Annotated in this window: 18 protein-coding genes; 10 read left to right on the forward strand and 8 right to left on the reverse strand. The window is 46.2% G+C overall.

Annotation, left to right across the window (positions count from 1 at the left end):
- Positions 1-3: 3 nt before the first annotated feature.
- From HQ865_RS08555 to HQ865_RS08565, 3 genes are all read right to left on the reverse strand, one after another.
- On the reverse strand, positions 4-2106 hold the full coding sequence (locus HQ865_RS08555; protein ID WP_173414496.1) for a PKD domain-containing protein: 2103 nt from the start codon (positions 2104-2106) through the stop codon (positions 4-6).
- Between the two features lie 470 nt (positions 2107-2576).
- The gene (locus HQ865_RS08560; RefSeq protein WP_173414497.1) at positions 2577-4619 is read right to left on the reverse strand and encodes a S9 family peptidase; all 2043 of its coding nucleotides are present in this window, start codon (positions 4617-4619) and stop codon (positions 2577-2579) included.
- Positions 4620-4624: 5 nt separating this feature from the next.
- Positions 4625-5863 (reverse strand): nucleoside recognition domain-containing protein, encoded by a 1239-nt coding sequence (locus HQ865_RS08565; RefSeq protein ID WP_173414498.1) that lies wholly within the window; start codon positions 5861-5863, stop codon positions 4625-4627.
- 90 nt (positions 5864-5953) lie between these two features.
- On the opposite strand from HQ865_RS08565, the gene HQ865_RS08570 reads away from it, so the two are divergent.
- The 3 genes from HQ865_RS08570 to HQ865_RS08580 are packed head-to-tail and all read left to right on the forward strand — an operon-like array spanning position 5954 to position 7257.
- Positions 5954-6388: a DinB family protein gene (locus HQ865_RS08570; RefSeq protein ID WP_173414499.1), complete on the forward strand. Its 435-nt coding sequence runs from the start codon at positions 5954-5956 to the stop codon at positions 6386-6388.
- Between the two features lie 3 nt (positions 6389-6391).
- On the forward strand, positions 6392-6841 hold the full coding sequence (locus HQ865_RS08575) for a DinB family protein (RefSeq protein WP_173414500.1): 450 nt from the start codon (positions 6392-6394) through the stop codon (positions 6839-6841).
- Positions 6820-7257 (forward strand): DUF3052 domain-containing protein, encoded by a 438-nt coding sequence (locus tag HQ865_RS08580; protein ID WP_237073777.1) that lies wholly within the window; start codon positions 6820-6822, stop codon positions 7255-7257. Before HQ865_RS08575 ends, HQ865_RS08580 begins: the two co-directional genes overlap by 22 nt.
- A 143-nt stretch (positions 7258-7400) precedes the next feature.
- Here the strand turns inward: HQ865_RS08580 and corA are convergent, their stop codons facing one another.
- Both corA and HQ865_RS08590 read right to left on the reverse strand, forming a co-directional pair.
- Positions 7401-8522 (reverse strand): magnesium/cobalt transporter CorA, encoded by a 1122-nt coding sequence (corA, locus tag HQ865_RS08585; RefSeq protein WP_173414501.1) that lies wholly within the window; start codon positions 8520-8522, stop codon positions 7401-7403.
- Positions 8523-9131 carry a WbqC family protein gene (locus HQ865_RS08590; protein WP_173417757.1) on the reverse strand — a complete coding sequence of 203 codons (609 nt, stop codon included), beginning with the start codon at positions 9129-9131 and terminating at the stop codon, positions 8523-8525. It lies immediately after the preceding gene.
- A 111-nt stretch (positions 9132-9242) separates the two neighbouring features.
- On the opposite strand from HQ865_RS08590, the gene HQ865_RS08595 reads away from it, so the two are divergent.
- Positions 9243-10061 carry a lysophospholipid acyltransferase family protein gene (locus HQ865_RS08595; protein ID WP_237073778.1) on the forward strand — a complete coding sequence of 273 codons (819 nt, stop codon included), beginning with the start codon at positions 9243-9245 and terminating at the stop codon, positions 10059-10061.
- Complete coding sequence (locus HQ865_RS08600) at positions 10062-11102, forward strand: glycosyltransferase family 2 protein (protein WP_173414503.1); 1041 nt, start codon at positions 10062-10064, stop codon at positions 11100-11102.
- A gap of 111 nt (positions 11103-11213) precedes the next feature.
- Here HQ865_RS08600 and HQ865_RS08605 read toward each other — a convergent pair whose 3' ends face one another.
- Positions 11214-13730, reverse strand: a complete 2517-nt coding sequence (locus HQ865_RS08605; protein WP_173414504.1) for a mechanosensitive ion channel family protein — start codon at positions 13728-13730, stop codon at positions 11214-11216.
- 140 nt (positions 13731-13870) lie between these two features.
- Here HQ865_RS08605 and HQ865_RS08610 point away from each other — a divergent pair, with 140 nt between their 5' ends.
- The gene (locus HQ865_RS08610) at positions 13871-16156 is read left to right on the forward strand and encodes a TlpA family protein disulfide reductase (RefSeq protein ID WP_173414505.1); all 2286 of its coding nucleotides are present in this window, start codon (positions 13871-13873) and stop codon (positions 16154-16156) included.
- 4 nt (positions 16157-16160) lie between these two features.
- Here HQ865_RS08610 and aroQ read toward each other — a convergent pair whose 3' ends face one another.
- On the reverse strand, positions 16161-16577 hold the full coding sequence (gene aroQ, locus HQ865_RS08615) for a type II 3-dehydroquinate dehydratase (RefSeq protein ID WP_173414506.1): 417 nt from the start codon (positions 16575-16577) through the stop codon (positions 16161-16163).
- A gap of 26 nt (positions 16578-16603) precedes the next feature.
- On the opposite strand from aroQ, the gene HQ865_RS08620 reads away from it, so the two are divergent.
- The gene (locus HQ865_RS08620; RefSeq protein ID WP_173414507.1) at positions 16604-17503 is read left to right on the forward strand and encodes a site-specific tyrosine recombinase; all 900 of its coding nucleotides are present in this window, start codon (positions 16604-16606) and stop codon (positions 17501-17503) included.
- 22 nt (positions 17504-17525) lie between these two features.
- Here the strand turns inward: HQ865_RS08620 and prmC are convergent, their stop codons facing one another.
- Positions 17526-18383, reverse strand: coding sequence for a peptide chain release factor N(5)-glutamine methyltransferase (gene prmC / locus HQ865_RS08625; protein ID WP_173414508.1), 858 nt, complete (start codon positions 18381-18383; stop codon positions 17526-17528).
- A gap of 33 nt (positions 18384-18416) precedes the next feature.
- Between prmC and ribD the strand changes: the two genes are divergently transcribed.
- From ribD to HQ865_RS08640, 3 genes are read left to right on the forward strand one after another with little or no spacing between them, the layout of a single operon-like run.
- Positions 18417-19463, forward strand: coding sequence for a bifunctional diaminohydroxyphosphoribosylaminopyrimidine deaminase/5-amino-6-(5-phosphoribosylamino)uracil reductase RibD (ribD, locus tag HQ865_RS08630; protein WP_173414509.1), 1047 nt, complete (start codon positions 18417-18419; stop codon positions 19461-19463).
- 10 nt (positions 19464-19473) lie between these two features.
- Entirely contained in the window at positions 19474-20340 is an 867-nt protein-coding gene (locus tag HQ865_RS08635; protein WP_173414510.1) for an EamA/RhaT family transporter, read from the forward strand.
- Positions 20340-20954 carry an IMPACT family protein gene (locus HQ865_RS08640; protein WP_173414511.1) on the forward strand — a complete coding sequence of 205 codons (615 nt, stop codon included), beginning with the start codon at positions 20340-20342 and terminating at the stop codon, positions 20952-20954. Before HQ865_RS08635 ends, HQ865_RS08640 begins: the two co-directional genes overlap by 1 nt.
- The last annotated feature ends 45 nt before the right edge of the window (positions 20955-20999 follow it).

The following is a 20999-nucleotide window of genomic DNA, read 5'->3' on the forward strand; positions in this document are numbered from 1 at the left end:
CTTTTACCTGATGAGTGTAAGTGTACCCGAGCGCCTTGGCGACGAACCTTTATAGCTCATGCCACTCCATTCGGTGCCGTTAATAAATTGTGCCGATATCTCCCAGGCGTAAACGCCTTGCGGCGCCTCCTGCCCTTTATATTTGCCATCCCAAAAATCCAGCGGCTCGCCTTTGCTATTCAGCTTATTGGTCTCAAAGATCACCTGCCCCCAGTTGTTCATAATGCGCATCGTCCATTGCTTAATGCCCGAGCCTTTTACAGTAAACACCCGCAGCTCCTGGGTTAAACTGGTAGGCATAAAGGCGTTGGGGACGTATAACTGTCCGGGCACACCCACCACATGGATGGTATGTATTTTAGTATCGGTACAGCCCGACGCGGTGTGCATTACCAGTTTTACCTTGTAAGTACCGGTATCGGCATAGGTATGCGATGGGTTTTGAAGCTTTGATTGGCCGCCATCGCCAAAATCCCATGCCCATTGCGCTGCGCCGCCGGTGCTTTTATCAATAATATCTACATGGTAATTGGGGATGTTGACAATAGTATCGGGCTTGACCGCGAAATCAGCAAGCGGCAGTGCATTAAGGCTAATGAGGTCGGTTTTTTTGATGATTTTGGTACAGCCGTTGGCGTTTATCGCCGTAAGCGTTACGCTATATTTAACATCCTTATTGGTGAAAGCGTAGGTATGCGAGGGACTGAAGGCGGTTACCTGCGGACTACCATCGCCAAAATCCCAGGTGTATTGATAGGATGCTGCAGGGGCGGTGCTTGAAGCATCGGGGGTAGTGTTTTTAAAATTGACGGTAGTTTGGGTACAATCGGCCGCCGGCGTGATCTGGAAATCAGGCGCGGGCGGAGGGAGCACGGTGATGCTTATTTTAGATGATTCCTTACCTGAAGTACAATTGCTGAAAACACCCAAGGATGCTTTGTATTCTCCGGGGTTTGTGAAGGTATAATAAACATCCGTTTTATCATTAACACTCACTGCTTCTATAAAGGTATCCCCGTTATAAATATTATAAGCGTATGAAGTACCGCCCGCCGATCTGTTGCGTAAAATAACAGTAAAGGGGGCGCAGCCTATAACTTTGTTGTTGGATGGGCTAACCGGTAACACCTCTAAATTGGACGAAATGGCCGATGGCGCGATAGTAAATGTCAACTGATTACTTACAGCGCTGGTTACCCCGCAGGTGCTGGTGGCCTGCATCGTAACCGTATAGGTTTTTATCTCATCATCGGTAGTGATGGGCGTGCGGGTAAAACTCGCCGGCGTATTGTCGGTCTTAACTACATTGTCAACAATGGTCCCGTTTTTATCCTTTAAGGTATAACTGTAGGATGCATTGGTACCGAGTGTTTTATTTTTTACCGTTATGATATATGGCGAACAGGCATTGGGCACACCTTCGGTAGGGGTATTATAAGCAATGGAGGCGATGGGCTTATTAGGATAAACCGTTACATTTTGGGTAAAACGGGTTTGGCAGTTATCGGATATCAGGGTAACGGTGTAAACCTTATCGCTGCCATCGGTAGTGGCTGCAAAATTATGTGGGGATGGGGTGTTGCCGTTATAAACGCCGCTTCCGTCGCCAAAATCCCAGTGATAGCCTGTGCCGGGTGGCGATGTATTGGTAAAGCTAATGCTCAGCATGCCGTTGGTGCCGGCACAACCTTTGGCTGGCGTAGTGGAAAAGCTTAGATCGCAGGTGTTTACGATATTGATATTTACGATATTACTGCTTAAGGCAGGCGACGACGCTTCAACCTGGATGCGATAGCTGCCGGGCGTGGTGCTATAGGGGATAGTGCCCGTAATGCTGGCAGCGGTTTTTCCGTTAACGGTGCCGATAGCCGTTTTAGCCGCGCCGAAGCTGCCATCAGGCTGCGATAAATAAAGCGTAAATGCATTGGTGGCAGTTATTTTGGCAGCGGGATCGCTCACGCTGATATTCACCGTTACCACCGAGCCGGGCGAATAAGGCGTTGTGGAATTAAAATTGACGATGCTAACAGTTTGCGCGTATGCGCTTATGGCAAAAACAGTAAAAACAAACAGCAAAGCAAAAGCGGTGCGGGTGTAACGGTTCATTCAAATACGCTGCCTTTTCTGTTTCAATATCATCTTTTTACGTTGCCGTAAAGATAATTAAAAAAGGGGATTTGCAGGTAAGAATACCCCTGATATGCAAATTAAGTGATAGGATATCTCACAATTTTTAGCTATATTGTATCCTCTTTTAAATGCTCGCCCCAATTCATCTTTATTGTACTATCCTGCAAACGAAGTTTTCGTATGCTGCGCGAATTTAGCAGTAACCCGATAAAAAACAACCGTTTTTTCATTCCTTTTTAAGGCGTTAAAATACGTGCTTTGACGATATGACCCGATGGATGCCACCAAACCGGGAACGCTCTGATCGTGAAAACAGCGATTGTGGCTTAAATAGGGCATAAGGCAACAAGCAGGGCCCGTTATGTTCTTTAATTTCGTGCGTTACAAAGGCATTCAAAAACAAAGGGAGCCTTTTAGAAGCTCCCGAATTTTTTTATGATAAGATTCTACAAAGTTTCCTTTAGCCACTCATAAAATTCGCGCTGCCAAACCAGGGCGTTCTGAGGTTTTAGCACCCAGTGGTTCTCATCGGGCAGGTACAGCAGTTTAGATTTGATACCCCGCAACTGCGCTGCCTGGAAGGCCTGCAAACCCTGCTCTATCGGCACACGGTAATCCTTGCCGCCCTGTATCACCATAATGGGGGTATCCCATTTGTCGACATAGTTGGATGGGTTGAACTTATCGTAGGTGCGCCTGGCGGTTTTATTGTCCTTATCCCAATAGTTGCCGCCAAGGTCCTTATTGGCAAACCAGATCTCTTCGGTAGTACCATACCAGCTCTTCATATCAAAAATGCCATCGTGCGCTATAAAGGTTTTGAAGCGTTTATTATGCACTCCGGCCAACATGTAAACCGAGTAGCCGCCATAGCTGGCGCCAACGCAACCGAGGCGGTTTTTGTCGACATAAACCTCCTTGCTGATATCGTCGACAGCCGACAGGTAATCCTTAATGGCCTGCCCGCCCCAGTCGCCGCTGATCTCGCGGTTCCACTCCACGCCATGGCCCGGCATGCCGCGACGGTTAGGCGCGATGACAATATAGCCCTGCGCCGCCATCAACTGAAAGTTCCAGCGGAAGGAATAACCCTGTGATAACGGCGATTGCGGCCCGCCCTGGCAAAACAACAGGGTAGGGTACTTCTTCGCCGGGTCGAAGTTGGGCGGGTAGATCACCCAGGCCAGCATATCCTTGCCGTCGGTGGTCTTGATGTGGCGCTCGTCTACCTTGCTCAGGCGGGTGCGGTTATAAATATCATTGTTAATACTGCTGATCTGTCGCATGCCGCCGTCGTTCAGGTTAACCACGTAGATCTCGTTAGCGTGGTTCATATCGGTGCGGTTAACAATAAGCGTATTGGCCGCCTGGGCAACAATGTTGTTGATATCCCACTGGCCGCTGGTCAGCTGCTTAATGGCGGACGGCGAACCCATGGTCATGCTCAGATCGATCTGGAACAGTTGCTCGGTACCGTTATGCACCGCCAGGAAGTAGATCTTGCTGCCATCGTTACTAAAACGGAATGAGCTTACCGACTCGTCCCAGTTTTTAGTCAGATTGAACTTCTCGCCATTTTTGGGCTGGATCACAATATCGTTCTTATCAGCCTCGTAGCCGTCTTCCTTCATGCTCAGCCAGGCCAGCTTGCTGCCGTCGGGACTAAAAGCGGGGTTGGTATCGTAACCGTTCATGCCGGTGGTCAGTTCGGTAGTTTGGCCGGTGGCGATATCGTATTGATAAAGATTGGTATTGGTGCTTTGCGCGTAGTCCTTACCAGTCTTCTTTTTGCAAACGTAGATGATGCTTTTACCATCCGGACTAAAGATCATATCTTCCAGGCCGCCGCTCGGTTTTTGGGGTACATCGTAAGGCTCAGATGCCATAATATCCTTCTCGTTGCTGATGGAGCCACCGTTAATATCGGCTACAAACAGGTGCGAACATTTGCCGTTGGCCCAGGTATCCCAATGGCGGTAGTTCAGATCGGTAAATACGTAAGCGTTGCTTTTGGCCAGGTCGGCGTATTTATCCTTGCCTAAGATCTTGGCAATCGGCACATCGCGGCTAAACAGGATCTTCTTGCCATCGGACGAGAGGCGCACATTGTCGATATCGTCCATCGGCTGTGCGCTTAGCATGGTCATGTTATCGCCGTCGAGGTTCATTTGCCAAATACGGCCCTCAAACAGGTAAGTCACGCGGCCGCCGGGTGCTATCTTCAGTATCGACTTGCTACCGGGTTCGTTGGTGATCTGTCGCATTGGGCCACCGGCCACAGGAACGGTAAAAAGGTTCACTTCCGATTTATTCTGCACCATGTTAAATTGCGTAACGCCGAACAGGATCTGCTTACCATCGGGGGTGATATGCTGATCGCCCAGGCGACCGAGTTTCCAAAGCGTTTCGGGGGTGAGGTTTTGCTTTACCTGCGCGTCGGCATCTGTCATGATAAGGGCTGCGATCAGTATTAAAAAATATCGTTTCATAAAATCTATCCAAAAAACAAATATGCAACTAAAATGGCGGCAATGATACCCGCGAAGTCGGCAATAAGGCCAGCGGGGATAGCGTAGCGCGACTTCTTAATACCCACCGAACCAAAATACAAGGCCACAATATAAAAGGTAGTATCTGCCGAACCATTGAAAATACAACCCAAGCGACCGGGGAAGCTATCCGGTCCGAAGGTTTTCATGGTATCTATCATCATCGCCTTAGAGCCTGAACCACTGAGCGGTTTCATATAAGCAACCGGCATGGCATCGATAAAGCGGGTATCGGTATGCAGTTGGGTAAACACCCAGCGCACGCCATCGTTAATATAACCCAAGGCCCCGCAATTGCGGAAAACGCTGATGGCAACCAACATGGCTACCAGGTAGGGGATGATCTTGATCGAAGTTTCAAATCCGCCTTTGGCCCCATCGATAAAAGCTTCAAAAACGGCTACTTTTTTTACCATGGCACCAATGATGAATATAACCGGGATGGCAAACAACATCACATTACTGGCAATCTTAGAGAAATCGCTGATCTCCTGCTTGGTTAAATAAGCGGTAAAATACCAAACCAGCAGGGTGATAAAAGCCGTCATCCCGCCCAGCCAAAGCATAATTACCCTGTCCCAAAGGTTTATACGTTGCTTAATAGCTACTATCAGCATACCTACAACGGTGGCTACATAAGTGGCAATGATGCAGGGGATAAATACGTCGGTAGGGTCGTGTGCGTTCATGATGGCGCGTTGCGCGATGATGGTTACAGGCAATAACTGCAAGCCCGAAGTATGCAGCACCAGGAACATGATCTGCGAGTTACTGGCGGTCTCTTTCTCCGGGTTAAGTTCCTGCAAGCTGCCCATGGCCTTTAAGCCCAGTGGGGTAGCGGCGTTATCGAGTCCCAGCAGGTTGGCCGAAAAGTTCATCATCATTTGCCCAACAGCCGGGTGATTTTTAGGCACTTCGGGAAACATGCGGTTAAAGAATGGGCCAACAATGCGCGATAGGAAGTTGATGGCGCCAGCCTTTTCGCCGATATTCATGATGCCCAACCAAAAAGCCATAGCGCCGGTTAATGGCAGTGCGATATCCATTACCGATGTTTTGGACGAATCGAAGATCCCCTCAACCAGTTGCTTAAAGATCTCGGTATCACCTAAAAAAACCAGTTTAATCAGCGCCAGTGTAAAGGCAATGATGAAGAATGATATCCAGATATAGTTTAACGTCATGCTTGGTTTTTAAAAAGGTTTGAAGATAGGCTTTTTTGCAAAAATTAGGGCAATGCAATATTATGTTTATATTTATTCAGCTTAAAAAAAATGATGAAGATCCCCGTTGTAGCTACCGTTGATGCCTTTATAGAGAAACTCAGAACCAGCAAAATCGACTGGGAACTGAAACCTGCGCCTGATAAATGGTCGCCAAAGGAGATCATCGGGCACCTGACCGATAGCGCGCAAATTAACCTGCAGCGTTTTGTGCGCTGCACTTATGAAGAAAACTTTAAGCTGATCTATTTCCAGGATGAATGGGTGGCGGCGCAGCAATATCAAAAGGCCGATACCACTACCGTACTGCTTTTATGGCGATTGATAAACGGGCAGATACAACGCGTATTGGACAACTATCCCGCCGACCGCTGGCAGATGAAATGCGATAATGGCCGGGACACCGTTAGCCTGAACACCGTAGAATTTTTAGCGCACGACTACGTAGCCCATATGCAGCATCACTTAAAACAAATTATTCCTTAAGATATGAACCCGCTTACCGAGACCTGGCAGATACATAATCGCATTAACTTATACTTGCTCGATGCTATTGATGAAGCTCACCTGAAAGATGTATCCACATCCAAAGGCCGTAACGTTGGCGAACAGTTTGCGCATATCCACAATGTGCGCCTGATGTGGTTAAAGGTTGCCGACCCTGGATTACTGGAAGGGTTAAATAAGATAGAGAAAGAAGGCATCACCAAAGAGTTGCTGACCACTGAATTAAAAGCCAGCGGCTTTGCCGTTGAACAGCTATTTGAAAAAAGCGGTGATAAGATAAAAGGTTTTAAGCCTAACGCTACGGCGTTTTTAGGTTACCTGATCTCGCACGAATCGCACCATCGCGGGCAGGTTATGCTTTGCCTGAAGCAGTCGGGCCACGCGGTTGATAAAAAGATACAGTTTGGGATATGGGAATGGGGGACGAGATAACGAAGCCTGCCGCAGGCTACTCGGGCACACCGTTGGCTAAGAAGCTGGGCATTAAGCAAGGCTTTGATATCGCTTTGGTTAACGCGCCCGATTATTATTTTCAACTCTTTACCGATCTGCCTGCCGACTTACAGATTGCTAATGAAATAAGCAGCGGGCACGATCTGATCCATCTGTTTGTAAAGGATAAACAATCTTATTTAAGCCTATTGCCGATGTTAAAGGATCAGATCAAACAAAACGGTATGGTTTGGGTATCATGGCCCAAAAAGGCATCAAAAATTGTAACGGATATTACCGAAGATATTATACGGAATGAGGCTTTACAAAACGGTTTGGTTGATGTGAAGGTTTGCGCCGTGGATGAGGTATGGTCGGGGTTGAAACTGGTGATCAGGGTGAAGGATAGGAAGTAGACCAATAGTACCCGTTTGTCACGATAGAGCTGGGCTGGAATAGGGGAATGGGGCGAAAGAGAAATCTTATACGATATGTTTACCGCACGTATAAGATTTCTCACTATCGTTCGAAATGACAAGTCTTATATTGATAAATGCCCTTACAACCTATTAAACCACCCCTTTTTCCAAAACACATACAACTGCACTACGGCAATTACCCCCATCAGTACCAGGGCATAAATGTACCCATGGTTCCAGTACAGTTCGGGCATGTTATCCGGTATCACTTTGCCATCCGCACCCTGTCGCGAAAAGTTCATGCCGTAAATACCGGCAATAAAAGTCAAAGGGATAAATATCACCGAGATGATGGTCAGCACTTTCATGATCTCGTTCATACGGTTACTCACCATAGATAGGTACAGATCGATAATGCTTGATGTGATCTCCTTATAGCTTTCTATCAGATCCATTATCTGGATGCAATGGTCGTAAGCATCGCGCAGGTAGGTTTTCACCTCCGGGGTGATCAGCGGACTATCCGTGCGGATCATATCGTTCACCTTATCGCGCTCGGGCCAGCTGGCCCGACGTAGGCCGATCAACTTGCGCTTCAGGTGCTGGGCATCGTACATAATGCTCTTATCGGCCTTATCGTATAGCCTGTCTTCAGTTGCGTCAAGGTAGTCGCCCATTTCAGCCAGTATCACAAAATATTTATCAATGATAGTATCAGTAAGTGCGTAACACATATAACCCGGTCCGGCTGTACGGATGGCGCCCTTGCCGCCTTTTAACCGGCTTTTAACGGCTTCGAAACGTTCTTCGTGGTCTTCTTCAAAGCTGATGATGAGATTCTTTTTTACAATCGCCGAAAACTGCGCGTTTACCAGCTCCTTGTCATCATTTAGGTGCAGGATACGGCTTACAGCAAAAACGTAGTGTTCGTACTCTTCAAACTTGGGCCGCTGGTGGCAACTGGTAATATCCTCTAAAACCAAAGGGTTTATCTTTAGGTGATCGCCGATGGATTCGATCAGCTTGATATCACCCAAACCATTTATCTGGATCCAGTGCGTGTGGTTATCGCACTTTTTAAACTGATCCAGTATCACGCCAAGGTCGTTACCCTCCGAGCATACCAGTTCCTGCTCGTTGTACGAGTAAACATTAATGATCGGCTTCATAGCATTTTCCGATATGCGGATCATGCCCGGGCTGTCGCCTACGTTACCAAGCTTTTTGGGGAAATTGATGCGGCTTTTTTTTCTGATCTCCATTTACAGGTAGTTTATAGTTTGTGGCCCCTGGTTAAACAGCAGGTCAACAATGCTCAGGTCTTTTAAAAACCCTTTGCGCTCTTCAAAAACCTGGAAGTAGGGTTTTTGTTCGGCGGCGGGTTCCTTCTTTGCATTGAAACTTAAACGCAGATCGGCACGGTCGGGGTAAGCCGGCTGATATTCTTCTGTATAGGTAATATTCGCTTTTATCTTCGTCATCCGCAACAGCATCTCCAGCAGTTGTTGATTGTAATCGAAAAGGTATTCAAACTTCTCTTCGTAAAAACGGGCAAAATCGCTTTCGTAGTACTCAAAATAAGCCGAACGGCGGTAACATGCCTGCAGGCTCATCCAGTGCAACCGCTGCCAGCGGAAATCGTAACTGATCTTTACATCCTTTATTTTGGTATGCACCTTGCTTCCTTTAATAACAGGTACCACCAATGGCAGCAAACCATCGGGCGAGTAGATATGCGCGCGGTTACGATAGGTTTGTTTGATAAGGTGTTCCTCCTTTTCTATCAAAATATCCTGCTTGTGCTGGTTCAGTTTGCCAAACCAGGCAACAGGTGGCAGATAAAACATTGGGAAAACAGCACCTTTATCCATCATAAATTTTTATGTTTGTTCAGAAAAAATTTTTCGAAAATAATGATAAATAAAGGGCTTTCAAGAATAGGCGTATTCTTTTTGTACCTAATTTCCTTACTGCCCTTCTGGATGCTGTACCTTATATCTGATGTATTGTACCTCATCCTGTATCGTATTATAGGTTACCGTACGCGGGTTGTACGCGAAAACCTGGCCAATTCATTCCCCGAAAAAAGCGCTGCTGACCGCCTTGCTATCGAAAAAAAATATTTCCATTACCTGGGCGACCTGATCATGGAAACGATAAAAATGCTCAGCATATCGCCGCAGGAGGCCCGTCGCCGAATGCGCCCATTACACAACGATACCGATAGCCGGGTGAACGAAATACTAAACCAAAGCCGCACCCTGCTGGTGGCAGCCGGGCACTATTGCAACTGGGAACTCACCGCGCTAAGCTGCAGCATGATAACCGACGAGGCAAGGATCATTGTTTATAAACCATTGGCTAACCGGGTTTTTGACGATCTGTTTAAAGATGTACGCTCGCGCTTTGGCGGGACGCCGGTGGCGATGAAGGATATTTTGCGCAAACTGGTTACCCTGCGCGGTAAGGCCAGCTTAACGGTGCTGGTATCCGACCAAACGCCGGTGCAGGAATCGGTACAATATTTTGCCCAATTTTTAAACCAGCCAACGGCAATATTTTTGGGGATAGAGAAGATGGCCATGGCCACTAACGCGGTGGTAGGCTTTTGGGATGTACGCTGTGTGAAGCGTGGTTATTATGTTTACGATTTTATTCACTTTACCAGCGAGCCTAAAAAGACAGCCGAATACGAAATAACAAATATGCATGTGGCTTATTTAGAACAAGTAATTAAAGCCGAACCACAGTACTGGCTGTGGTCGCACAAGAGATGGAAATTTAAGCCCCGAAATTTATAAATGAAACCCCTGCCTAAAGTTGCTATTGTTATCCTTAACTGGAATGGCTTAAAGTATCTCAGCCAGTTTTTGCCTTCGGTAATGAAATCGGATTGGCCAAACCTGGAAATCGTTGTGGGCGATAATGCTTCCAGTGATGGTTCGGTACGCTTTCTTCAAAATACGTTCCCATCGGTACGCGTTATTCAAAACGATAATAATTATGGCTTCACCGGTGGCTACAACCGTGTGTTAAGCCAGGTAGAGGCCGATTATTATATCCTGCTTAATTCGGATATTGAAGTTACGCCTAACTGGATACAGCCGGTTATTGAACTGATGGAATCGGACGACATGATCGCCGCCGCCGCGCCAAAAATAAAAGCCTATCATAACCCAACCCATTTTGAACACGCCGGCGCTGCCGGTGGTTTTATAGACAGTTATGGCTATCCCTTTTGCCGTGGCCGCATATTTTACGAAGTAGAAGAGGACAGGGGCCAGTACAACCAATCGGGCGAAGTGTTTTGGGCTACAGGTGCCGCCTTGTTTATCAAAAAGAAGCATTGGGATATGACCGGCGGCTTTGACGAGCGTTTTTTTGCCCACATGGAAGAAATTGATTTGTGCTGGCGCCTGAAAAACCTGGGCTACAAGATAATGTACTGCGCCGAATCGGAAGTGTACCATGTAGGCGGCGGGACGCTGGATAAGGAGAACCCTTTTAAAACTTATCTCAATTTCCGTAATAACCTGCTGTTGCTGAAAAAGAACCTGTCGTTTGGGCGTGCGCTGTTTACTATAAGTATCCGCTTCTGTTTAGATCTGATGGCGATCATTCGCTTTATGAACGAGGGTAAGCGCAAGGACGCCTGGGCTATCAGCCGGGCACATCAAAACTTTATCAGACAATTGTTTAAGTCCAACAAGCAAGTGGCCAAAGTAGCCAAGGCGCATCACTCAACGCTGAAGTGTATGTATAAGCATAACATTGTGTGGGATTTCTTTATCAAAAAGAAAAAGGCATTCAGCGATTTGCTGTTGGAAGACTTTTATAAGTAGACTCCAGGGGGCAATTTAACCACAAAGTGCGCAAGGTTTTTTCGTAAAGGACACAAAGCTTTTATATCCGAACAAGCAAAAAAACTTTGTGCCTTTGTGCTAACAAATTCACTATTTCTTTGTGCCCTTTGTGGCTAAATCGCTACCAGGAGTCTCTTTATTGCTACTACTTGCCCCCGGCACTCCATCCGGGAAGCGCACATTCACATCCTGGCACGATGAGGGCAACTCAACTCCATTCTCACCCAATACCGTATAAATATCGGCCAGCACCCGGCTTTTCAACTCGCTGGTATTGTTAATATCATCGGCCCAGAAGAATAGTTTAAAATCTACCGAATGCTCACTTACAGCATTAAGGTAAACGGATGGCGCGGGCGTGGTCATGATATCATCGCGGTTGGTAAGCGTGGCTTTCAGCAGGTCTTTCACTTTGTTTATATCTACACCGTAGGCGGCGGCTACAGCCAGATCAATCCGGCGGTTGCTGTTGCTTAATGTCCAGTTTACAACGTGCTGCGATATCAGATCGCCGTTAGGGATGATTACTTCCGAACCGTCGCTGGTCAGTAGCTTGCTCGACCGGATACCGATCTCCTTCATGGTACCCGACTGACCGCCCACTTCAATAATATCGCCTATCTGTATCGGTTTTTCAAAGGCAAGGATCAAACCCGACACCAGGTTGTTTACGATGGTTTGCAAGCCAAAACCAATACCGATACCAAAGGCGCTGATGATGATAGTTAATTTTTCTAAAGGGAAGCCTGAAGCTGCAACCGCCAGCAGGAAGCCAGCCGAAAATACCGCCAGCCGGATAACCAGCGCCGATGTGCGGTTCTTCTTTTTCAACACCGAAAGGTCGGTTACTCTGCGGGCAGATACATCATAAAAATAACTGATGATGCGCGAGGTGACCGACGATAACCAGATCACAGCGATAAAGATAACAAAGCCGCCAAAGGTAAACGATGCCCCGTTTACCGTACGCGATTGGTTAAGCAGATCGCTGATGTTATCGCTTGCCCAATCGTCGATATTCAGGTTTTGGCAAAGGGTGAAAAGCCATAGCAAGCCGGCGATGGTGGCCAGTACTGATGTGAATTTCTTTTGCACCAGATCAAAATCCATCCAGTTGATGATACTGTTTGAATCTTTGCGGGTTTGGAAACTAAGGTACAGGCATTGCAGCACAATTTGTATCACCAGGTAAAAAATAACCAGCTGCCATAGGTTAAATACGGCAGTTACGCCAACTATTTTGGCCAGGCTGAACCGCCCGCTTACATTTAGCAGGAACGAAAGGATATGCATCCCTACAAATATCCTTAGCACCAAACCGGTATAAGGTAGGTGCCCATCAGGCAGGCTTTTCAGTTTTTTAAGGAATGATAAGCCCAGGCCAATGCATACCATGCTAAGTAGCAGGATAACGTACCTGTCGATGTTTGATATTTGGATAAACAAATTGCTGAAGCCATACACAAGCGTGATCCAAAACAGGGGTGAGAGGAAGCCAAATGTTTGTGGATGGCGCTTCCAAACCAGGAACAGCGAAATAATAATGGCTACCAGAAAAATACTCTCCAGGCAAACCACCGGTGGCTGATTGTAAAAGTAGGGCACAATGGCCGTGGCTACCAGCAGCGATGCTATTACCGGTTGATTTTGGATAAAATATGCCCGCTCGAACACCAGTTTAGGGTTCTCGCTATTGCGGATAGTTTTTTGGCGGCTAAATATTACCCAGCCTAAAACCAGCGCGAAGAACAAAATGCCCGCCATGTTGGTCAGTTGCTCGTTCTTGTTGAAATAGCTGAACAGGATGCGGTTTAGTTTTACGGTACTGTTAAAAGCTTCTTTAAAATCGGCAGTTTGCAGGCCGGTATTCCAGATATAGTCCGATTCACCATCGATGGCTTTCATTGCAAAACGCCTGATCTTGGCGTCTATCTGGTCGGTTTGATCAAGGATCCGGTTGTAAGCTACCGCAATTTTATCCTGCAGCAAGTTAACCTGCAACAAGCTTTTGCGGTTCACCGAATCGGTTCTGCGCCAAAGCGAACGGATGGATTTAACTTGTTTGAAATAGGTGTGGCGCAGTAAGCTATCGTTTGGAACATTACGCAAGGATGTATCTTTAAAAAACCGGATCAGATCCTTTTGATTTTGCACCAACCGGGCATTGATATCCTCCAGGTCCGATTGCCAGCCCTCCAGTTTGGTTTGTGTACGGTCTAAATTATCGCGCAGCACAAAAAGGTAACGCAGGGTACTCGATTTGTGGGTCTTTGCCAGGCTGTCCATACGGTTAAGCCTCCTGGTTACTGATGGGATCTGCCCGCTGATATCGGCGGTATCCAGTCCGTCGGAAAGATTATTATTGATCTGGTTAAAGGTAATAGTGTATTGTTCGATACGTTGCAGCAGGCCGTTGATGGATGTATCCGACTGATTGAGCGCCCGCATCATTTCATCGCGGGAACGCATCGACCGCCTTTCGCGTTCGCGTTTGGATGTCGGTGTTTTTTTAGCGCTATCCGTTTTAGCGTTATTTTGCGCCCGGGCCATTGGGCCGGCGATCACTAAGAACAGGATGGAAAGCAGGTAGATAAATGCTTTATACATTGTATGTTTTTGGAGGCAGATCATGGTTGATATTTGGGGTTAACGTAAAACTATGCAAAACGTTTTATAATTAATGTTAAGCTTTATAAGGTTTTTGTTACGCGTAACAAATTGTATATTTAAGTATCTTATCTTTAGTTATGAAACCTTACAAACTTATCGCCATACTGCTTTGCACAGCGTTCGCGTCAAATGCTCAAAAACTGAATATCCCGAAAGGGAAGACATTTGAAATAACTACCCGCAATAAAGATGTGGGTACTTTTAAGCGCGATGATATTTATACCTATTCATTTAAATCGTTAGGTAGAAACGGAGAGGGGAATAATGTATTGGAATGTAAAATTGCGCGCGTTATAATTTACGATAACCGTAGCGGCAAAGTTCAGCTAAATACCGATTCTATACGAAACACCAACCTCTATTCCACCGAGGCGCTTACCGCACTGGCCTTGTTAAATAAACCGTTTACCGTTACTATAAACCCTAAAGGTGAAGTTGTAGGTACAGCGGGTATGCAGGAAACGCTGCAACAGGCACTAACCCAATGGAATATTAATGCTGATGTTGCCAAAAATATTTTAAAACAGATGCCTGAGCAGATCTCTAAAAGAATAGACGACCTGTTTTTTAAACCCGCGCAGGCGCAGCAAGCTAAACCGGTTTTAGGTAATGCCGATATGGCAAATCAATTTCGTATCACCAATATCAACGCTAACACGTTGCGGGCTTATGCTTCTTCGGCTACAGATAATAGCAAGGTTACTCACGAGTATATTGTTGACAAGGAAACCGGCCTGGTAAAAAGCAGCACCAAAACAGAAGATGCCCGTTTAACACCCAATGCTGAGATGGGCATCAGGGCAAATTCGGTTAGCAAAATAACCTTAACACAAGCTATGACGCAAGCATCGGCACACCCCTTACCCGATACCGCGTGGATAAACATGGCCGCCAAACTAAGCTACTGGAGCGCCGCGTTTAAAAAAGGCACCTCGTCCGACTCGGCCAAGGTGTACCAGTTTATAAAAAATCCGGATAGCCGTTTTGCAAACGATAAATACTATTTAACCCGAAGGTTAGACCTGGTGCAGTCGGTAAGGAGTGATAGGAGTTACCTAACCTACGATAGCTTACTGCTGGAAACGCCCAATAAGTTTCTTGAGGGAAACCAGGTGCACCTGCATAATAAGTTACATACGGCTTTATCTAAGCAAGGCGCGCAGGCCGCTTACGAGCTAACCAAATACGCTTACAAAACCAACGCTTTTGATGAATGGGTTCAATATTCGTTCTCGCAATATTTCAGGGATAATAAGGATAGCAAAACAGATGATGTATCGCAAAAACGTAATTACGATCTGCTGGCTTTGTTTAAAACCAATCCCGATCCGGTATATGTCCGCAAGATCCAGCCGCTTTATATGTGGGCTATGGCCAGGAAGCAAAAAAACAACATCCCGCTGATGCTGCAAACGGCAGAAGACTTTGAAAAGATGGGGGATAAGGACATGCAGGTAGGTAATGGCGGGCGCTACGCTTTATTGTTGTATCAAATGCTGGTTGCCGCCAAACAAACTGAAGCCGCGCAAAAGCTGATGGATGTAACCGTGCAAAAACTGGAGCGATACACGGCCGATACAGCAAATGCAGATCGTTATGTGCATCAAAACCTATTGGCCGGCGCTTATTACATGCAATATTTAAACCGGGATACTGTAGCTGATCCGCAGGCCATGCAGCTTTTGGCTAAGGCCGCTAAATACTCGCCAAACTCGCGGGCCGAACGGGCTTATGGCAGTAATTACGACAGGTTCTTTTTAGGTACGAAGGACAGCTATCGCGATATCCTGATCAGTAAATTATTGGATGCAGGGAACGAAGCGGAAGCCCTGGCTATGTTTGCGCAACATATCAACGCGGCGCCCGAAAATATTAAGGAGATGCAGGATCTGTACGTAAAAAAATTTCCGGGCAGGGACTTTAAGCAGTTTTTTAAAGAGGGCATTATGAGCAAATGGGCAATGGCCCCGGCGTTTACTTTAAAGGGCATAGATGGCAAGGAACACGCGCTTACCGAATATAAAGACAGGTGGCTGATGCTTGATTTTTGGGGTACCTGGTGTGGCCCCTGCCGCGAAGAGATGCCTAAGGTTAATAAATTTAATGATGAAGTAGTGGCCGGTAAATATCAAAACGTCAGTTTTTTAAGCATTGCTTGTAACGATACGGAGAACAACGTGAAGATGTATCTGGACGAAACCAAGTTCGGGATGCCGGTTGCCATGTCGGACGGGGAGGTACAAAGCAACTACAAGGTGCCGGGCTACCCCTGCAAAATTATCATATCGCCCGAGGGACGAATGATAGCGGTTGATTTTGGTAAAGACTGGCTAAGCGTTATTAAAAACTTTAGCCAGTTATAACCGATTAAACAGTTAAGCTTTCTATAGCCAGTCGATACGAATCCATCCCGAAGCCGGCGATAACGCCCTTGCAGTTTTTAGCCAGCATAGATACATGCCTGAATTCTTCGCGCTTATAAACGTTGGAAATATGCACTTCAACAACCGGCGTGTTAATACCCGCGATAGCATCAGCAATGGCAACCGAGGTATGGGTATAGGCGCCCGCGTTCATCACAATGCCGTCAAAGCTAAAGCCAACCTCGTGCAGTTTGTTGATCAGTTCGCCCTCTACGTTGCTTTGGTAATAATCGATCTGATGCTGAGGGTAGCGCTGCTTCAGCCCGGCTAAATAGGTCTCGAAGCTACTGTCGCCGTAAATAGATTTTTCCCTAACGCCCAGCAGGTTTAAATTGGGGCCGTTTATAATTTGTATCTTCATCGCGTCAAACATAAAAAAAATATCAATTGGACTGGCAACCCGCGATAAAAGGTTTTAGATCGTATTTGAAGTTAGAGCGGTCGCTGGCCGAAAATTCCATCCTGGCCTACGAAAGGGATATAGAAAAACTATATCAATTTTCTGATATACAATCGCCTAGGATAAAACCTGAAACTGTTACTTTAACTGATTTAAGAAATTTTATGGTTTGGTTGGGTGAGTTGGGAATGATCCCCACCACCCAGGCCCGTATTGTATCGGGGGTGAAAACCTTTTACAAGTACCTGCTGATGCATGATGTTATCGACATCAATCCATCTGAATTATTGGAGGCCCCCAAGACCAGGCGCAAGTTGCCCGCGGTACTGACGATAGCAGATATCGATATGCTAATAGCAGCGATAGACCTATCCAAACCCGAGGGGCCGCGCAATAAGGCCATACTGGAGGTATTGTTCAGTTGTGGCCTGCGCGTATCCGAACTGACCAACCTAAAGATCTCAAACCTGTTCCTCAATATCGATTTCATTAAAGTTACCGGCAAAGGGAGTAAGGAAAGGCTGATCCCTATTGGCAGCGAGGCCAAAAAAGCGCTCACTATTTGGCTGGATGAAGTGCGTGTGCATACGCATCCTAAAAAAGGCGAAGACGATTACGTGTTTTTAAACCGCAGGGGCGCCCATTTAACCCGGGAGATGGTATTTATTATCATTAGGCAATTGGTGGTCGCTACGGGCTTAAAAAAGGCCATTAGTCCGCATACATTCCGCCACTCGTTCGCCACCTATTTAATTGAGGGTGGGGCCGACCTTCGCGCTGTACAGGAAATGCTGGGGCACGAGAGTATTACCACCACCGAAATCTACACGCATCTTGACCGGGAGTTTTTACGTAGTACGATCATTGAGTTTCATCCGAGGAGTTAAGTCATTGGTCATTGGGGAGATCTTAAATCTCTGCCTTTAGCATCCTGTCCCTGCCCGACATATCCTGCCTTAACTCTATGTTTTTAAATGATTTATCCGCGATCATTTCAACCGTTTCCCTGCCAAGGCTTTCATTGATCTCGAAGAACAGCAGGCCGTTTTCGTTTAAATACAACCTGGCAAAATCTGTTATGGCTTTGTAAAAAACCAGCGGATCCTGCTCCGGGACAAATAGGGCGGTGTGCGGTTCAAAGTCGGTTACGTTGCGGTGCATCCGTTGTTTATCAGCCAGTGTAACATAAGGTGGGTTGCTGATGATGATATCAAATTTAGGTAACTCAATGGACGTATTGAAGTTCAAAATATCGGCTTCAATAAAATTTACATCGACTTGATTGAGCAAAGCATTACCTTTCGCAACTTCTAAAGCTTCAGTTGATATATCGATTGCAAATATTTGAATATTAGACTTATTTTCTTTTAAAGAAATAGAGATGCAGCCGCTACCAGTACCGATATCCAGTATATTTTGGATGGGTTTGGGCGACTTATCGATGCTTTGAATAACCCATTGCACCAGTTCCTCAGTCTCGGGGCGAGGTATCAATACCGACGGGTTGACATTAAATGATAAGCCGTAAAACTCGGTATGGCCAAGTATGTATTGCACGGGTTTGCCGGTCTTTAATTCCTGCAGTATAATTTCCAACTCTTCCTGCTGTTCATCGGTGCTTGTTTCGGGAAAGGCTTTAAGTTTTGCTTTTGATGCATTTAATAATTCGCTTAAAACTAATAGGGTTATCGCTTCTGCTTCCTGCTGATCGTATACGCTAATTAATTCCTGCTTATAGCGGCCTAACACATCCTTTACGGTTTTCATGCAACAAAGAAACATAAAAGCTACTTTTGTGCCATGTCTGTCCACCATAAATATTTGCAGCGTTGTATAGAACTTGCCCAATTAGGCGCTGGTTACGTTAGTCCCAACCCTATGGTGGGCGCGGTTATCGTTCATGATGGCGATATCATTGGCGAGGGCTATCATCAAAAATACGGCGGCCCTCATGCTGAGGTGAACGCGGTTAACAGCGTTTTAAGCAAATATGATAATGCCGTAGCATTGTTACAGGCCTCAACCATCTATGTTTCGCTGGAGCCTTGTGCGCATTATGGCAAGACACCGCCCTGTGCCGATCTGATCATCAAGCATCGTATTCCAACCGTTGTAGTTGGTTGTCGTGATCCATTTAATCAGGTGAATGGTAAAGGGATAGAGAAGTTACAGGAAGCAGGAATTGAAGTAATTACCGGCGTAATGGAACAGGAATGTTTGGATCTGAACCGGCGATTCTTTACCCGGGTGCAAAAGCAACGACCCTACATCATCCTGAAATGGGCGCAAGCCCAGGACGGATTTTTCGCGCCTGATGACGATAGTCAATACTGGATCACCGGCCCCGAAGCCCGCAAGTTGGTGCATAAGTGGCGGAGTGAGGAAGACGCTGTACTGGTAGGCAAAAACACCGCCCGTATAGATAACCCCCAACTGAATATACGCGAATGGGAAGGCCGGTCGCCAAAACGGGTGGTGATAGACCGGCGACTGGAATTAAGCCACGATCTGCACTTATTCGATCAGTCGGTGGAAACATTCGTTTTTAACGAAATTAAGACCGATATTGACGGCCGGATAAAGTACATCGCCCTGGAGGATTTTGATAACTATGTGCCGCAATACATCATGTTTCAACTGTACCTGCAGGATGTGCAATCGGTAATTATTGAGGGTGGAGCTGCTACTTTAAACTCGTTTATAGCCGCCGGTCTTTGGGACGAAGCCCGTGTTTTTACCGGTAATAAAATTTTAGGTAATGGTATTCAATCGCCTTTAATTAAAGGAGTTAAATACGAAGAATATATAATAGGGTCTGACCAATTACAGATCATCTTTAATAGCTGACACGTTTTACATGATCTACGTTTTATTAAGTGTTTGTTGCAGCGTCATCGTATCGGTTTTGCTGAAGCTGGCAAAACGGTATAGCATCGATATCTTTCAGGCCATCACCTGGAATTATTCCATGGCCATGATACTCACCTGGTTGATCTATCGCCCGGTATTAAACAATGTGCAGGGTGCGCCGGTGTCTATATACGGCTCGCTGGCTGTATTGTTACCCTCGCTTTTTGTAGTGATCGGGATGGCTGTTAAAACGGCAGGTATAGCCCGCACAGATGTAGCGCAGCGCTTATCACTGTTTATATCGCTTACTGCGGCCTTTCTGTTGTTTAACGAAGCGTTTACCGCCTGGAAATTTGCAGGGCTTATAGTTGGCTTCGCGGCCATTTTATGCGCCATCCCCTGGAGCAAGCAAACCGGCGACCGCGACAACAACGGCAGCGCATGGATCTACCTGCTGGTGGTTTTTGTAGGCTTCGGCGTTATCGATATCCTGTTTAAGCAAATGGCCACGTTTAAGGGCGTGCCATTCCCGGTGTCACTTTTCTTTGCTTATCTCGGTTCGTTTGTGTTATCATTAATTGTGTTGGCATGGATGGTGTTTACCGGGCGCTTAAAATCTCCATTGCGGCATATCTTCTTTGGCTGGGTGCTGGGCGTGGCCAATTTTGGCAATATCCTGTTTTACCTGAAGGCACACCAGGCTTTATCGGCTAATCCGTCAACGGTATTTTCAGCCATGAATATCGGGGTGATCACGTTGGGAACGATAATCGGCATGGTGGTGTTCAAGGAGAAGCTGACCACTTTAAACAAAATTGGTATAGTGTTGGCTATCATTGCTATAGTTATTATTACTTATACGCAAACACATTAATGCTTTTTGACGATACTTACCAAACTATAGCCAAACCTGCCGAAGCCATCTTTCGCGATAAGGGCAGCAAGTTTTTGGCTTTTGCATATCCTATCTGCACAGAGGCTGAAATAAAGGAGACACTCGCTAAATTAAAGTCCGAACATCCCAAAGCTAACCACCATTGCTGGGCCATGCGCTTAAGCCCCGACCGTTCGGTATTCAGGGTGAACGACGATGGCGAACCATCAGGGACCGCAGGTCGGCCTATCCTGAATGTATTACTTTCTAAAAATATCACAAATATATTGGTAGTTGTAGTACGCTATTTTGGCGGTACACTATTGGGGGTTCCCGGGTTGATCAACGCCTACAAAACATCAACCGAAATGGCCCTAACCGAAGCAGAGGTGATCGAGCAAACCGTTAAGGATATTTATACCATCAATTTTGATTACCTGCAAATGAACGAGGTGATGAAAGTAATTAAGGACGATCAACTGACCGTACTGAACCAGTCGTTCGATAATAATTGCAGTATTACCTTCGCCATCCGCAAGATGCAGGTGAACCAGGTTTTGGGCAGGCTGGAGGGGATTGCCGGTGTAAAAGCCGTGTTTAATTACACCGCGTAAAAAATCTTCAAAAAAACTAAACTTCTTTAAAACAAGTTGTTAGCG

This window comes from Mucilaginibacter mali, from assembly GCF_013283875.1.
Classification (GTDB): domain Bacteria; phylum Bacteroidota; class Bacteroidia; order Sphingobacteriales; family Sphingobacteriaceae; genus Mucilaginibacter; species Mucilaginibacter mali.

Excerpts from the sequence above, each read along its gene's own strand:
- HQ865_RS08565 (WP_173414498.1), bottom strand. The coding sequence starts at position 5,863 with ATGACGTTAAACTATATCTGGATATCATTCTTCATCATTGCCTTTACA.
- HQ865_RS08560 (WP_173414497.1), bottom strand. The coding sequence starts at position 4,619 with ATGAAACGATATTTTTTAATACTGATCGCAGCCCTTATCATGACAGAT.
- prmC (WP_173414508.1), bottom strand. The coding sequence starts at position 18,383 with ATGAAAACCGTAAAGGATGTGTTAGGCCGCTATAAGCAGGAATTAATT.
- HQ865_RS08555 (WP_173414496.1), bottom strand. The coding sequence starts at position 2,106 with ATGAACCGTTACACCCGCACCGCTTTTGCTTTGCTGTTTGTTTTTACT.
- HQ865_RS08575 (WP_173414500.1), top strand. The coding sequence starts at position 6,392 with ATGAACCCGCTTACCGAGACCTGGCAGATACATAATCGCATTAACTTA.
- HQ865_RS08570 (WP_173414499.1), top strand. The coding sequence starts at position 5,954 with ATGATGAAGATCCCCGTTGTAGCTACCGTTGATGCCTTTATAGAGAAA.
- HQ865_RS08635 (WP_173414510.1), top strand. The coding sequence starts at position 19,474 with ATGATCTACGTTTTATTAAGTGTTTGTTGCAGCGTCATCGTATCGGTT.
- HQ865_RS08595 (WP_237073778.1), top strand. The coding sequence starts at position 9,243 with ATGCTGTACCTTATATCTGATGTATTGTACCTCATCCTGTATCGTATT.
- ribD (WP_173414509.1), top strand. The coding sequence starts at position 18,417 with ATGTCTGTCCACCATAAATATTTGCAGCGTTGTATAGAACTTGCCCAA.
- HQ865_RS08605 (WP_173414504.1), bottom strand. The coding sequence starts at position 13,730 with ATGTATAAAGCATTTATCTACCTGCTTTCCATCCTGTTCTTAGTGATC.
- aroQ (WP_173414506.1), bottom strand. The coding sequence starts at position 16,577 with ATGAAGATACAAATTATAAACGGCCCCAATTTAAACCTGCTGGGCGTT.
- corA (WP_173414501.1), bottom strand. The coding sequence starts at position 8,522 with ATGGAGATCAGAAAAAAAAGCCGCATCAATTTCCCCAAAAAGCTTGGT.
- HQ865_RS08580 (WP_237073777.1), top strand. The coding sequence starts at position 6,820 with ATGGGAATGGGGGACGAGATAACGAAGCCTGCCGCAGGCTACTCGGGC.
- HQ865_RS08590 (WP_173417757.1), bottom strand. The coding sequence starts at position 9,131 with ATGGATAAAGGTGCTGTTTTCCCAATGTTTTATCTGCCACCTGTTGCC.
- HQ865_RS08600 (WP_173414503.1), top strand. The coding sequence starts at position 10,062 with ATGAAACCCCTGCCTAAAGTTGCTATTGTTATCCTTAACTGGAATGGC.
- HQ865_RS08640 (WP_173414511.1), top strand. The coding sequence starts at position 20,340 with ATGCTTTTTGACGATACTTACCAAACTATAGCCAAACCTGCCGAAGCC.
- HQ865_RS08610 (WP_173414505.1), top strand. The coding sequence starts at position 13,871 with ATGAAACCTTACAAACTTATCGCCATACTGCTTTGCACAGCGTTCGCG.